Below are 12909 nucleotides of genomic sequence, written 5' to 3' on the forward strand. Positions count from 1 at the left end.
GTGATTCTGTCGCGACATGACGCGCGAAGGACACAGGATCACTCTCCCCCGGGAGAAGTTGACGCAGGGGCTGGCCCTCGCGATCCTCCTGCTGCTCATGGCGCTTGCCATTGCCGGGCCCAGCGGGCTGCTCGCCTGGGGGGAGAATGCCCGCCTGCTCGAACAGCGCCAGGCCCGCATCGCCGAACTGGTGGAGGAGCGGGACGCGCTGAAGAACCGGGTCGACCTGCTCGATCCCGCGCAGGCCGATCCCGACCTCGTCGGCGAGCAGCTCCGGCAGAACTTCAACGTCGTCCATCCCGACGAGCTGGTGCTGATCCTCGACGAAACCGGCGAATAGGCGCCGCCCTTACGGAATCGCGCCGCCCCGGCGCACGGCGGCACCCGCAAAATTTCGTATTCACGGCGTCGCCGGGGCGTTGCGCCTGCAATCGGCTTGCGCCTATAGGGCGGGCCATGCCGCGAGAGACGGCACGCCTCCCCAGGTGATCGCGACAACCGAGGAAAGAGATTTGGCCAGAACCGCCAAGACCCGCAAAACGCCCGCCGGCAACAAAGGCAAAGGCCCGGCGGAAGACGTCGATTTCGCGCTGCACAGCCTCCAGGAAGCGTTCGAGAAGGCGAAGCGTTACGACGCTTCGGAGGACGAGCTGCTCGCGTTCTATCGCCAGATGCTGCTGATCCGCCGGTTCGAGGAAAAGGCCGGGCAGCTCTACGGCCTCGGCCTGATCGGCGGTTTCTGCCACCTCTATATCGGGCAGGAAGCGGTCGCGATCGGCCTGCAGAGCGCGCTCGACAACGATCGCGACAGCGTGATCACCGGTTACCGCGACCACGGCCACATGCTGGCCTACGGCATCGATCCCAAGGTCATCATGGCCGAGTTGACGGGCCGCCAGGCCGGCATCTCCAAGGGCAAGGGCGGCTCGATGCACATGTTCAGCACCGAGCACAAATTCTACGGCGGGCACGGCATCGTCGGCGCCCAGGTGGCGCTGGGCGGGGGTCTCGCGCTCGCGCACAAGTACAACGAGGACGGCGGCCTGTGCCTCGCCTATTTCGGCGACGGCGCGGCCAACCAGGGCCAGGTCTACGAGACGTTCAACATGGCCAGCCTGTGGAAGCTGCCGATCGTCTTCGTGATCGAGAACAACCAGTACGCGATGGGCACCAGCACCGCCCGTTCGAGCGCTGAGACCGAGTTCCACCGGCGCGGCACGGCGTTCCGCATCCCCGGCATGGACGTGAACGGGATGGACGTGCTCGAGGTGCGCGCCGCGGCCGAAGTCGCCTTCAAGCACGTGCGCGACGGCATGGGCCCGGTCCTGATGGAACTGAACACCTATCGCTATCGCGGGCACTCGATGTCCGACCCGGCGAAATACCGCACGCGCGAGGAAGTGCAGGACATTCGCGAGCACAAGGATCCGATCGAGGGGCTGAAGAAAACCCTGGTCGAGCAGGGCAAGAGCGAGGACGACTTGAAGGCGATCGACAAGGAAATTCGCAAGATCGTGGCAGAAGCTGCGGATTTCGCGGAAAATTCGCCGGAGCCGGAGCCGGCCGAACTCTACACCGATGTCCTGGTGGAGGGGTACTGAGCCATGGCGATCGAACTGAAGATGCCGGCGCTTTCGCCCACGATGGAAGAGGGCACGCTGGCCCGCTGGCTGGTCAAGGAGGGCGACGAGGTTTCCTCCGGCGATATCCTGGCCGAGATCGAGACCGACAAGGCGACGATGGAGTTCGAGGCGGTCGACGAGGGCACGGTCGGCAAGATCGTCGTGCCCGAGGGGACCGAGAACGTGAAAGTGGGCACGGTGATCGCGGTCCTGGCCGACGAGGGCGAGGACGTGGGCGATATCGAGGCGTCTTCCGCGGAACCGGCGGATGAAGGGGAACAAAGCTCCGCGGCCGATGACGACGAGGGCGCGTCGGCAGAGCCGGCGCCCCAACGGCCCCGGCGCGAACCGCGCGCGGACCCGGAAATTCCCGATGGCACCAACATGGCCAGCGTCACCGTGCGCGAGGCGCTGCGCGATGCGATGGCGGAAGAAATGCGCCGCGACGAACGGGTCTTCGTCATGGGCGAGGAAGTCGCCGAGTACCAGGGCGCCTACAAGGTCACCCAGGGCCTGCTCGAAGAATTCGGCCCGAAGCGGGTGATCGACACCCCGATCACCGAATATGGCTTCGCCGGCATCGGCACGGGCGCGGCGATGGGCGGACTGCGTCCGATCGTCGAGTTCATGACCTTCAACTTCGCGATGCAGGCGATCGACCATATCGTGAACTCCGCCGCCAAGACGAACTACATGTCCGGCGGCCAGATGCGGTGCCCGGTGGTCTTCCGCGGCCCCAACGGCGCGGCGAGCCGCGTGGCGGCGCAGCACAGCCAGAACTACGGCCCGTGGTATGCCAGCGTCCCCGGGCTGATCGTCATCGCGCCCTATGACAGCTCGGACGCGAAAGGCCTGCTGAAGGCCGCGATTCGCAGCGAGGACCCGGTCGTCTTCCTGGAGAACGAGCTGGTCTATGGCCGCACGTTCGAGCTGCCCGAGCTGGACGACCACGTCCTGCCGATCGGCAAGGCCCGGATCATGCGCGAAGGCGCCGACGTGACGATCGTCAGCTATTCGATCGGCGTCGGCTTCGCGCTCGAGGCGGCCGAGCAGCTGGCGGACGAGGGGATCGATGCCGAGGTGATCGACCTTCGCACCCTGCGCCCGCTGGACAGGGACGCGATCCTCGAAAGCCTGGCCAAGACCAATCGCCTCGTCATCGCCGAGGAAGGCTGGCCGACCTGCTCGATCGCGTCGGAAGTGATCGCGATCTGCATGGAGGACGGCTTCGATCATCTCGACGCGCCGGTCCTGCGGGTCTGCAACGAGGACGTGCCGCTGCCCTATGCGGCCAACCTCGAGAAGCTGGCCCTGATCGACGCGGAGCGCATCGTCGAGGCGGTGAAGAAAGTCTGCTACGTCTGATCGGGTGCCCGGCGGTGTGCCGCGTCGCGGCCGCCGCCGGCAGTCGTCCGGTCATGGATGGGACGTGTCATGCCAGGATAGGCGTCACACGCCTTCGTAGAGATCGCAGGTCGCGCGCGGGGTCGGTTGCGCGGGGTCGCGCTGGTACACCTGCGTCAGGTCGCGGTTGTCGCGCACGTTGAAGGCCGCGGTCGCGTGGAGCGTCTCGGCGTGGGTGAAGGCGGTCGAGATCAGCGGCTGATACTCGTAGGCGACTTCGACGAACATCACCGCCTCGCCCTTGAACGCGATGATCTCCTCCCCCGGCGGCCCCATGCCCGTTATCCCCTGCGCCAGCCCGTCGCCTTCCTCGCCGTAGCTGGAAGGGTGGGCCATTTCGCCCTTGCACCGCTGCCAGTGGATATATTGCTGGTCCTCGGTATCGGGCACGACCTCGAGGCTGGAGAGGATCACCCGCCCGTGGGTGTAGAGATCGAAGTTGCGCCCGGCCTGGACATGCGCGCCGTACAGCACGTCGTTGATGTCGCTTTCATACAGCCTCGTTTCGCCCAGGAGCGAGTTTTCACCGACGCGCGAAGCGTTGTCGGCGACGAGGATCGCGACCTGGCTCAGCCGCATCTGCATGACCGCGCGGTGCGCCGATTCCACGCCCCAGAGGCCCGCCATCATCAGTAGCGGCGCGGCCAGCGCGAACTCGGTCACCGCGGCGCCCGAGACCGAGCGCGCGAGCCGCGAAAGGAACGTGCGGGCGCGGGTCACAGGCATTGTCTCACCGTCGCCGAGACGACCTGGTCGGAATAGGGCTGGTTGCGCAGCACCGTCGTCGCCTGGGTCGTGAAAGTGTCCGGGAAGCCGACGAAGGCCGTGACCCCGAAGGCGCGCTTGTAGCTGACGCTGACGACGTAGAGCACCGCGTCGCGCGCGCCGCCGAAGCCGTCGGTTCCGCGGTCGCGGTCCCAGGTGCCGTTGTCGTTCGCGTCCTCGAACGGTTCGCCGTCGTTGCAGGTGCCGTTGCCGTCGATGTCGCTGAAATCCTCCGGCTGGCCGACCTCGGAGAAAGTGGCGTAGGCCTTGCGCGAGAACGATATCCGCGCGCTCGGCACGATCTGGCGGACCGCGCGGGCAACGCGGGCGTCGATCTTCGATTCCTGCCCGGCCGCGCCCTCGATCGTCGCGTCGCGGGCGGCCTGCTGCACCGCGCCCTGCAGCTGCGACTGGATGTAGTAGTTGTACCCCATGTCGAACATGCCGAGCAGCAGCAGGAGGAGCAGCGGCGCGACGAGCGCGAACTCGACCAGCGTCGCCCCTCGGCGGTCGCGGAGAAGGGGAAGGCGGCGCATCACTTGCTCACCCGCAGGTCGCTGATGCTGTCGGCGATCGTCGCGAACGACGCGTTCAACTCGGCCGCGTCGGCGGCCTCGAAGTAGTGCCCCTCGCCGGCGCACTGGCGCATGACGTCGGTCAGCTCGGTCCCGAAACCGATCAGCCAGACGGTGATGTTGCGCCGGCGCACTTCGCCGCAGGTGAAGAGGAAGCGCTGCTCTATCGTCTCGGCCAGCGACATCGGGGAGCCGGGCGTCCAGCGCCGGCCGTCGAGCGGTTCGACGCCGTAGCTGGAATAGGCGACGTCGAGCGGCGCCGTCTCCCCGTCGGTCAGGAAGATCAGGTGCCGGCTCGTCTGCGAACCGCCGCGATCGGCGTTCTCTTCGGCGAACAGGCCGGTCGGCGAGATCAGCCGGCCGCCCCAGATCATCCCGATGTCGTGGTAGGTATTCCCCTGGGGGTGCAGCGTGGCGAGATAGGCGCCAAGCTCGTCGGCCGACATCGTCGCCAGCTTGCGCGCCGGGGGCGGGCAGGGGGCCGAGTTCAGCTCCACCGGGGAGGCATAGTCGGCCGTCGTGGTCGAGCTTTCCTGCTGGAAATCGCCCGAACCGTCCCAGTTGATCGCGCGGATGAAGACCCGTTCCGGGTACATCGGCCGCCACTTCGACGAATCGAACCGGAGCGAGGTGGAACCGCCTTCGTCGTCGCCCTCGTCATCGTCGTCATCGTCATCGTCGTCGTCATCGTCGTCACCGCCGCCCGAGCCGCCGCCGAAGGTCAGGAGCGAGCGCAGGAGGCCGCCGTTGCGATGGCGGGGATCGCTTCCGGGCACGAGGTCGATATCGAGGTCCAGCGCCCGGTCGAGATCGACATTGTCGAAATCGTCGATCTCGTATGTGCTGCGTTCCTCCACGCAGCCATTGGCCTCGGCCCGCCAGTCGCTGACGTCGAACAGGTACTGGGCATATTTCCAGCGTTCCTCGTTCCGCAGCGCGGGTTCGACGATCTCGTCGTAGCGGTCGACGTAGTCGGTATAGGCGATCTCCACGACCGAGCATTGCCGGCCGGTGAGCCGCGCCTCGTATGCCGAGCCGTTCCGGGTCCGCTCGATCGTCGTGATCGTCCGCGTGCCCGGCGGAACGAGGACGACTTCCGAGCGCGAGCTTACCTCCCGCTCCGACTTCACCACGGTATTCGCCGGGCGGGACGAGCAGTGATAACCGTTGATCTCGTTGAAATCGGCGGGATAGCTTTCGACGGTGGTCTCGTTCCGCGTGCCGGATACCGGCGCGGCATCGGTATAGCGGGTCTGCTGGAACTCGACCTCGACGGTGCGCGCCTTGCGCGACTGGTAGGCCCATTCTTCCACCACCCATTCGTCCTTCAGCAGGTGGAGGACGTTGACGTTGGTGGAGTAGGGCACGAAGCCGTATCGGACCGGGGCGCCCGCCTGCGCCGCGGCGTCGAGCTGGGCGTGGAACGACATCACCGTTTCCTTCAGCACGTCGATCCGCGGCATGCTGTCGCCCGGGTTGGTGCGCCCCATCGATCCGGTGACGTCGAGCACCATCATCACGTCGGTGCTGGGGAAGTTGATCTGGGCCTGGCATTCCACGCGGATCGGCACGCGCGCGAAACCGAAGACCTGCATGATCGTGGTCGGGACATCGACCGTCGCCAGGCCGGAAATGGCGTAGTCTTCCTCCAGCGTCATCACGAACGAGCGGCTCTCGGTGCCATAGGACCCGTCGCGGAAATTGATGTTGAAGAAACGCTGCCCGGTATCGGCCACGTCTTCGGAGATTTCCCCCGTCGCCGCGGCCTGGGAGCCGAGGCGCTTGCGCGCGGCGAGCACGCCGGCATCGCAGGCCTGCTGCAGCCGGCTCTGCGCGAGGTAGGAGCGGCCCATGTCGATCCCGCCGCCGACCATGGCGAGGATCGGCGCCAGCGCCGCGGCGATGATCGCCAGCGTGTTGCCCGACCTGTCGCGGGCCAGCCGCGGCAGGCGAAGGGCACGCGCGCCTTTCGTGATGACATGGTTTACCACGGTTTCGCGATAGGCCCATTTGCGTAAGCCCATCGCGAATTTACATGGTTAACAGCAGCTTGATCGAAAGATGCGTCAGCAGCGATTGACGGGGGCCGGGGGGTCGGGATTGAAGATGCCCGAAAGGTCGCGATCGTCGCGCACGTACATCGCGGCGGTCTTGTAGATCGTCGCTTCGGGCAGGAGATCGCCGAACACGACCGGCTGGTAGTCGTAGAAGACTTCCGCATACATGATCGCGAAGTTCTCCTCCGCCTGGACCTGCCGCGTGCCGCGGCCCATACCGGGAAAGCCGGTGCCGGCGCTGCCGGTCCCTTCAGGCCCGTATTTCGACGGGTAGGTCTTGCTTCCTCCGCAGCGCTGCCAGTGGATCCACTGGCCGCCATCGCCGTTCACTTCGAGGCTGGAGAGGATCACGCGGCCGTTTGCCTCCAGGTCGAGATCGCCGGCCTGGAGATAGGCGGCCCGGATCGACTCGTTGGCATCGAGCTCGCGGAAGCGGGGATTGCCGCCGACCACTTCCTGTTTCGCGCGCGACGCGTTGTCGGCGAGCGAGATCGCGAGCTGGTTCACCCGCAGGTGCGCGGTGGTGTAATTGATCAGCTCCAGCCCGCCGAAGCCGAGCGTGATCATGATCGGCAGGGAATAGGCGAATTCGATCAGCGCCACGCCCTCGCGCGCACGCGCCAGGGCGGCGAAACGGTGGCGGAGGCGGAGGAGGGCGCGCTTCACGGGCATATCCGCACCGAACGCCGGGTTGCCTGCTGGCCGAAGGGCTGGTTGCGCATCACGGTCGTCGCCTGCGCCACGCCGCGATGGGGAAGGTCGAGCATGCGCCAGAACGGCAGCAGTCGGTCGTACGTCACCGTCACTTCGTACTGGACGACGTCGTCCGCCCCGCCGAGCCCGTCCGCACCGACGTCCGGGTCCCACTGCCCGTTGTTGTTGCGATCAGTGAAGCACTCGTTGTCGTCGTATGTGCCGCTGCCGTTCGTGTCGTCGAAGTCCTCCGGCACGTCCACGTCGCTGAACGTCTCGTAGTTCTGTCGCTCGATCGCGATATCGTCGTCATCGAGGTAGGGCATGACGGCCTTGATGCGTTCCCTGACGTCGGCGTCGATCGCCGCCTGGCCGACGCGCCCGCTTTCCAGGCCCGCGTCGCGCCCGGCATTCTGCACCGTGCCCTGCAGGACGGACTGCATGTAGAGCCCGTGCCCCAGGTCGAGGATGCCGAAGATGAACACCAGCAGGACCGGCGCGACGATCGCGAACTCGATGATCGTCACGCCCTCGCGGTCGCGCCGCAGCCTGGCGAACGCGGCGCGCATCACTGGCCCAGCCTCAGGTCTGCCACCTGCGAGGCGATGTAGCGGAAGGTCGCGCGCAGCTCGGTGACGTCGCTGGAAAAGTACGCGCGGTGCCCGGTGGCGCAGGCGCGCATCTCGTCGGTCAGGCTGGCGCCGAAACCGATCACCCAGACGGTGTAGCCTTCGTCCTTGATCGCGTTGCAGGCGGCGACGAAGCGCGCATCGTGATAGTCGGCCAGATCGTCGCCGTCGGTGTAGCGCGGCGCGACGCGGTTCTCGTACTTCTCGATCCCGTAGGCGGAATAGCCGCTGACGGACGGCTCCATCTTGCCGTCGGTCATGAAGATGATGTGGCGGCTGACCGAACGATCGGGCTCGTCGTTGACGGTCGATGCGAAGATGCCGCTCGGGCTCGCCAGGCGCCCGCCCCAGATCATGCCGATATCGTGGTAGGTATTGCCGACCGGATCGAGGTCGTCGAGGTAGTCCTCCAGCCACTCCGGAACCTCGTCCGGCGTCAGGTCCACTTCCTGGAACAGGCGCATCGGTGCCGGGCAGCGGTTCGAGGTGTGGCTGATGGTCGTGTTCGAATTGACGCCGTTGTAATAGTTGTTGCGATAGAAGACCGCCGGCGCGAAGTGCGGCTTCCACCGGGTGGCGTCGCTGTCGGGGGCGCTGTTGATGTCGAGATCGTAGGCGCCGTCGGGCACCGGGTCCATGTCGGCATCGACCACGGTGTCGCGTTCCATGATGCACCCGCCCCAGGTGTAGGACGTGGTGTAGATCCCGCTGGTATCCTCCATCTCGGCCAGGGTCCGCAGGTCGTAGAGGCCGGAGGTCGGCACGTAGGCATCGTCGGAGATCCAGGTCGCCAGCTCGACCGACCCGAACGATGTCAGGTCGGCAACGTCGAGCTCCACTTCCTCGTAGCGCCACTTGTCGCCGTCGCTGACATAGACCTGGCGGTAGGAATCGACCGTCACCGTCTCTTTCAGGCGGCGGCAAGGATTACGGCCCCGGCCGTAGCCCTCATAGTGGACGGTCACGGTGCGGCCGGGCGGGCTTCCGTATTGCTCGGGGTTGTTGCCGTAATTGTCCTGGTACTCGTCGCAGCGATTGCGCGACAGTTTCCCGCCGCTTTCGACCTCGCGCCGCGTCTCGCTTCGATTGGGCAGCCAGGCCGCCTCGGTGAAACGGCCCCGCCGCGACTGGAAGGTCGCCGTGTCGGCGATATAGTTCGTCGGCATGGCCCCGCTGGTCAGCAGGTCGCGGGCGTTCACCGTCATGCTGTAGGGGACGAAGCCATAGCGTACGCGAACGTCGTCGTCGTTGACCGAAGAGGCGATCGTCTTGTGGAAATCCTCCACCGCGTCGCGCAGCCCGTCGATCTTGGAATCGGAGGACATCGAACCGGTCGTGTCGAGCACGAACATGATGTCCGAATTGGTGATCTGCAGTTCGGCCATGCAATCGACCGAGAACGACAGCTCGGTCTTGCCGAAGATCTTCATCAGCACCGTCGGGATGCGCGCGCTGGCGGTTCCGGTGACGTCGCCGTCGCTGCCCGCCGCGGTCTCGAACTTGATGAGGTCGGCGTCGATGATCTCCGATTCGAAGTTCGCGTTGAACATCGTGCGCGCCTTGGCCCGCTCGCCCGTCTCGTACTCGCCGCTCTTGGCCATCGCCCGCCGGCCGGCCAGCACGCCGGCATCGCAGGCGTTCTGCAGCTGGGTCTTGGCCAGGTAGCCGCGGCTGGCATCGACGCCGCCGCCGACGATCGCGATCAGGGGAATCAGCGAGGCAGCAAAGATCGGCAGGGTATTGCCCCGTCGGTCGCGCCCCAGCGCGCGAAGCGGATTAACCGTGATCATAGCCTGGCCGAATTCCGTGGTTTCCTCGTCGATCGCTTTAGGAAGCCAGCCTTAAGAAACTCCAAATGAGGGCAGGGCGAGCGCGGGCGTGGCCGGGGGCGGATCGCGATGCTATCGCCGGGCGCGACCATGCTCGACGATCTCCTGCCCCTGCCGCAACGCCTGGCGGTGAACTACGCGCCGGCGCGCTGGCGCACGGCCACCGCGGCCATGCTCGCGCTCGATGCGCGGCTCGGCGAGCTGCTGGCACGGGCGAGCGAACCGCTGCTGGCGCAGATGCGCCTCGCCTGGTGGCGCGACGAGCTGGGCAAGCCCGCTGCGGACCGGCCGCGCGGCGATCCTGTGCTCGACGCGATCGGCGCTTCGTGGAGCGGCGAGGGAGACGCGCTGAAAGGCCTGGTGGACGGGTGGGAACAGCTCGTGGCCGAACCCCCGCTGGACGATGCGGCGCTCGAGGTTTTCGTGGCGGCGCGCGCCGGGGCCTTCGCGGCGCTCGCGCGGCTTGCCGGCCATGGCGCGGCGGCCGACGATGCACGGGCCGCGGGCCGCCTCTGGGCCCTGGCCGATTTCGCTGCGAACGCGAGCGACCCGCGCGAGCATTCCGGCGCGATCGAACGTGCCCGCGATGCTGCGGGGCCGGTGCCCGCGATGCCGCGCGCGCTGCGCCCGCTGGCGGTGCTGGCGGGCCTGGGGCGCCGCGCGGTGGCACGGGGCGGGGGCAAGCTGGTGGCGGGCCGCGCCGATATCCTCGTCGCCATGCGGCTTGGCATGTTCGGCCGCTAGGCTATGGTGCCCCCGGCAGAGGGGGTTAACCATGCAACGTGTCGTGCTCTCGGCGATCGCCACGCTCGCGCTGGTCGGGCTGGGCCTGTTCTGGTGGCAGGGCAGGGCGGAAGTCGAGCGGGGCGCCCCTCCGCCGCTGGTCGAGGAAACGGGCGAGCCCGAGGCCGAAGCCCTGCCCGAGATCGATCCGGGCGACATGATCGGCCCCGAGCCGCCCGAGGCGACCGAGCTCACCCGCGAAGAGCGCCGTTTCTTCCGCTACGATCGCAACCGCGACCGCAGGATCACGCGGACCGAGATGCTGTCCACGCGAACCGACGCCTTTCGCAAGCTCGACGTCGACGGGAACAACCTGCTGACGTTCGAGGAATGGGCCGTCACCACCTCGCGCCGGTTCGAGGGCGCCGATGCCGACGGCAATGGCGAGCTGACCCCGGCTGAATTCGCCACGACCGCGCCGAAACGGCGCAAGAAGCCGGCCTGTCGTTGCTGAAGCGCAGCCCGCGCGGCGCTATGCCGGCAGCGGTTCGAGCGCTTCCATCCAGTTGCCGAAATCGGCCTTGGCGCGGGTGGTATAGGCTTCCTTGCGCGATTTCTTCTTCACGTCGTGAAGCGGCGGGAACAGGCCGAAGTTGACGTTCATCGGCTGGAACGTCTCGGCCTCCGCATCGCCGGTAATATGGGCGAGGAGGGCGCCCATGGCCGTACTGCGCGGGGGCGGCGCCCAACCCCTGCCAGCCAGCTCGGCGGCGGCCATCATCCCGGCGAGGAGGCCGACCGCGGAACTTTCGACGTAGCCTTCGCAACCGGTGATCTGGCCGGCGAAACGGACGTGTTCGCCGCCGCGCAGGCGCAGCTGACGGTCGAGGACCAGCGGCGAGTTGAGGAACGTGTTTCGGTGCAGGCCGCCGAGGCGGGCAAATTCCGCCTTTTCTAGCCCGGGGATCGTGCGGAACAGCTCGACCTGGGCGCCGTGCTTGAGCTTGGTCTGGAAGCCGACCATGTTCCACAACGTGCCGAGCTTGTTGTCCTGCCGCAGCTGCACCACGGCATGGGGCCAGCGCCCCTGCGGGAACTCGGGCGTCGTGTCGCGCGGGTTGTCCAGCCCGACCGGTTTCATCGGCCCGTAGCGGAGCGTGTCCACGCCGCGGGCGGCCATGACCTCGATCGGCATGCAGCCTTCGAAGTACGGGGTGTCCGCTTCCCAGTCCTTGAACGTGGTCTTCTCGCCGTCGAGCAGGCCCTGGTGGAAGGCCAGGTACTGCTCCTTCGTCATCGGGCAGTTGATGTAGTCCTTGCCGTCGCCCTTGTTCCAGCGGCTCTGGAACCAGGCGATGTCCATGTCGATCGAATCGCGGTGGACGATCGGGGCGATCGCGTCGAAGAAGGCCAGCCGGTCCTGCCCGGTCGCGCGCACGATGCTACCCGCCAGCGCTTCCGCCGTCAGCGGGCCGGTGGCGACGATGGTCGGCCCTTCGGCCGGCAGGGCGTCGATCCGTTCGCGCACGATCGTGACCCGGGGATGTTCGCGCAGCGTCCGTTCGACTTCGGCCGAGAAGACGTCGCGGTCCACGGCCATCGCGGAGCCGGCGGGCACGCGGGCCTTTTCCCCCGCGCGCATGACGATCGAATCGAGCCGCCGCATCTCGTGGTGCAGCAGGCCCACCGCGTTGCGCTCGTCGTCGTCGGAGCGGAAGCTGTTCGAACACACGAGCTCGGCCAGCCCGTCGGTCTGGTGCGCGGGCGTCGTGCCGCCGCCTCCGCGCATTTCGGACAGGCGCACGCGGTAGCCGCGCTGCGCCAGTTGCCAGGCCGCTTCGCTTCCCGCCAGGCCGCCGCCGATAATGTGGACATCGTGGGTCATTGCGCGCGTGACCTAGTGGTTGCGCCACCCCGGGTTCAAGTCCAAGAATGGCGTTTTCGGGGGTGAACGGGACGATGGCAAGGCAGGCACTGGTCGAACACAGGCCCTGGCTGCTGGCCGCGATCGCGGCGGCGACGCTATACTACTTCGTCAGCGACTGGCAGATCGGCGGGCTCTGGCTGATCCTGCTGAAGGGGGCGGGCTGCCTGTTCCTCGCCGGCTATGCGCTCGCGCGGCACGGCGGGGGCGACGCCCGCCTGCTGGCGCTCGTCATGGCGCTGGCCGCGCTGGGGGACATGCTGATCGAGCTCGATTTCCTATGGGGCGGGGCGGCGTTCTTCGCCTCGCACCTCGCGGCCATGTCGCTTTACCTGCGCAACCTGCGCGCCGATCCGGCGCCGAGCCAGAAGGGCCTGGCCGTCGCGCTGCTGGTCGCGACGCCGCTGGTGTCCTGGCTCGTCTCGGGCAGTTCCAGCATCGCCCTCTATGCGCTCGCCCTCGGCGGCATGGCCGCCTGTGCCTGGATGAGCCGGTTTCCGCGCTATCGCGTCGGGACGGGGGCGATCCTGTTCGTCGTGTCGGACTGGCTGATCTTCGCCCGTTTCGGCCCGCTGGCCGGCAGCGCGCTGCCCGACATGCTGATCTGGCCGACCTATTTCGCCGGCCAGATCCTGATCGCCACCGGGGTGATCCAGACCTTGCGCGCCACGCGCTAGCCGCGCGCACG

General features: G+C 67.3%; 13 protein-coding genes. 6 read left to right on the top strand and 7 right to left on the bottom strand.

All coding sequences use genetic code 11. The annotated features are described in order from the left end of the window. Nucleotides 1-16: 16 nt before the first annotated feature. From T8T98_RS06520 to T8T98_RS06530, 3 genes are all read left to right on the top strand, one after another. On the top strand, nucleotides 17-340 hold the full coding sequence (locus T8T98_RS06520; RefSeq protein WP_251105708.1) for an FtsB family cell division protein: 324 nt from the start codon (nucleotides 17-19) through the stop codon (nucleotides 338-340). Nucleotides 341-512: 172 nt separating this feature from the next. After that, a complete protein-coding gene (gene pdhA / locus T8T98_RS06525; RefSeq protein WP_251105707.1) occupies nucleotides 513-1601 on the top strand; it encodes a pyruvate dehydrogenase (acetyl-transferring) E1 component subunit alpha in 1089 nt (362 codons plus the stop codon). Nucleotides 1602-1604: 3 nt separating this feature from the next. Next, complete coding sequence (locus tag T8T98_RS06530) at nucleotides 1605-2987, top strand: pyruvate dehydrogenase complex E1 component subunit beta (RefSeq protein ID WP_251105706.1); 1383 nt, start codon at nucleotides 1605-1607, stop codon at nucleotides 2985-2987. Nucleotides 2988-3071: 84 nt separating this feature from the next. Here the strand turns inward: T8T98_RS06530 and T8T98_RS06535 are convergent, their stop codons facing one another. The 6 genes from T8T98_RS06535 to T8T98_RS06560 are packed head-to-tail and all read right to left on the bottom strand — an operon-like array spanning nucleotide 3072 to nucleotide 9535. Then, nucleotides 3072-3752 carry a TadE/TadG family type IV pilus assembly protein gene (locus tag T8T98_RS06535; RefSeq protein ID WP_251105705.1) on the bottom strand — a complete coding sequence of 227 codons (681 nt, stop codon included), beginning with the start codon at nucleotides 3750-3752 and terminating at the stop codon, nucleotides 3072-3074. Continuing rightward, nucleotides 3743-4327, bottom strand: a complete 585-nt coding sequence (locus T8T98_RS06540) for a TadE family protein (RefSeq protein WP_251105704.1) — start codon at nucleotides 4325-4327, stop codon at nucleotides 3743-3745. Before T8T98_RS06540 ends, T8T98_RS06535 begins: the two co-directional genes overlap by 10 nt. After that, nucleotides 4327-6390, bottom strand: a complete 2064-nt coding sequence (locus T8T98_RS06545; protein ID WP_322295872.1) for a TadE/TadG family protein — start codon at nucleotides 6388-6390, stop codon at nucleotides 4327-4329. Before T8T98_RS06545 ends, T8T98_RS06540 begins: the two co-directional genes overlap by 1 nt. Nucleotides 6391-6432: 42 nt before the next feature. Next, nucleotides 6433-7089 (bottom strand): TadE/TadG family type IV pilus assembly protein, encoded by a 657-nt coding sequence (locus T8T98_RS06550; RefSeq protein WP_251105702.1) that lies wholly within the window; start codon nucleotides 7087-7089, stop codon nucleotides 6433-6435. Then, nucleotides 7086-7685: a TadE/TadG family type IV pilus assembly protein gene (locus T8T98_RS06555; RefSeq protein WP_251105701.1), complete on the bottom strand. Its 600-nt coding sequence runs from the start codon at nucleotides 7683-7685 to the stop codon at nucleotides 7086-7088. Before T8T98_RS06555 ends, T8T98_RS06550 begins: the two co-directional genes overlap by 4 nt. Continuing rightward, a complete protein-coding gene (locus T8T98_RS06560) occupies nucleotides 7685-9535 on the bottom strand; it encodes a TadE/TadG family protein (RefSeq protein WP_251105700.1) in 1851 nt (616 codons plus the stop codon). The genes T8T98_RS06555 and T8T98_RS06560 overlap by 1 nt, the downstream gene beginning before the upstream one ends. Nucleotides 9536-9643: 108 nt before the next feature. Here T8T98_RS06560 and T8T98_RS06565 point away from each other — a divergent pair, with 108 nt between their 5' ends. Both T8T98_RS06565 and T8T98_RS06570 read left to right on the top strand, forming a co-directional pair. Then, nucleotides 9644-10318 (top strand): squalene/phytoene synthase family protein, encoded by a 675-nt coding sequence (locus tag T8T98_RS06565; protein ID WP_251105699.1) that lies wholly within the window; start codon nucleotides 9644-9646, stop codon nucleotides 10316-10318. A gap of 31 nt (nucleotides 10319-10349) precedes the next feature. Continuing rightward, entirely contained in the window at nucleotides 10350-10811 is a 462-nt protein-coding gene (locus tag T8T98_RS06570) for an EF-hand domain-containing protein (RefSeq protein ID WP_251105698.1), read from the top strand. An 18-nt stretch (nucleotides 10812-10829) separates the two neighbouring features. Here the strand turns inward: T8T98_RS06570 and trmFO are convergent, their stop codons facing one another. Further along, complete coding sequence (trmFO, locus tag T8T98_RS06575; protein ID WP_251105697.1) at nucleotides 10830-12182, bottom strand: methylenetetrahydrofolate--tRNA-(uracil(54)-C(5))-methyltransferase (FADH(2)-oxidizing) TrmFO; 1353 nt, start codon at nucleotides 12180-12182, stop codon at nucleotides 10830-10832. A gap of 47 nt (nucleotides 12183-12229) precedes the next feature. Here trmFO and T8T98_RS06580 point away from each other — a divergent pair, with 47 nt between their 5' ends. Continuing rightward, complete coding sequence (locus tag T8T98_RS06580; protein ID WP_251105696.1) at nucleotides 12230-12898, top strand: lysoplasmalogenase family protein; 669 nt, start codon at nucleotides 12230-12232, stop codon at nucleotides 12896-12898. The last annotated feature ends 11 nt before the right edge of the window (nucleotides 12899-12909 follow it).

Source organism: Pelagerythrobacter marinus (assembly GCF_034375205.1).
Lineage (GTDB): Bacteria > Pseudomonadota > Alphaproteobacteria > Sphingomonadales > Sphingomonadaceae > Pelagerythrobacter > Pelagerythrobacter marinus.

Excerpts from the sequence above, each read along its gene's own strand:
- T8T98_RS06540 (WP_251105704.1), bottom strand. The coding sequence starts at position 4,327 with ATGCGCCGCCTTCCCCTTCTCCGCGACCGCCGAGGGGCGACGCTGGTC.
- T8T98_RS06520 (WP_251105708.1), top strand. The coding sequence starts at position 17 with ATGACGCGCGAAGGACACAGGATCACTCTCCCCCGGGAGAAGTTGACG.
- T8T98_RS06570 (WP_251105698.1), top strand. The coding sequence starts at position 10,350 with ATGCAACGTGTCGTGCTCTCGGCGATCGCCACGCTCGCGCTGGTCGGG.
- T8T98_RS06535 (WP_251105705.1), bottom strand. The coding sequence starts at position 3,752 with ATGCCTGTGACCCGCGCCCGCACGTTCCTTTCGCGGCTCGCGCGCTCG.
- T8T98_RS06560 (WP_251105700.1), bottom strand. The coding sequence starts at position 9,535 with ATGATCACGGTTAATCCGCTTCGCGCGCTGGGGCGCGACCGACGGGGC.
- T8T98_RS06580 (WP_251105696.1), top strand. The coding sequence starts at position 12,230 with ATGGCGTTTTCGGGGGTGAACGGGACGATGGCAAGGCAGGCACTGGTC.
- T8T98_RS06530 (WP_251105706.1), top strand. The coding sequence starts at position 1,605 with ATGGCGATCGAACTGAAGATGCCGGCGCTTTCGCCCACGATGGAAGAG.
- T8T98_RS06545 (WP_322295872.1), bottom strand. The coding sequence starts at position 6,390 with ATGGGCTTACGCAAATGGGCCTATCGCGAAACCGTGGTAAACCATGTC.
- T8T98_RS06565 (WP_251105699.1), top strand. The coding sequence starts at position 9,644 with ATGCTATCGCCGGGCGCGACCATGCTCGACGATCTCCTGCCCCTGCCG.
- T8T98_RS06555 (WP_251105701.1), bottom strand. The coding sequence starts at position 7,685 with ATGCGCGCCGCGTTCGCCAGGCTGCGGCGCGACCGCGAGGGCGTGACG.
- trmFO (WP_251105697.1), bottom strand. The coding sequence starts at position 12,182 with ATGACCCACGATGTCCACATTATCGGCGGCGGCCTGGCGGGAAGCGAA.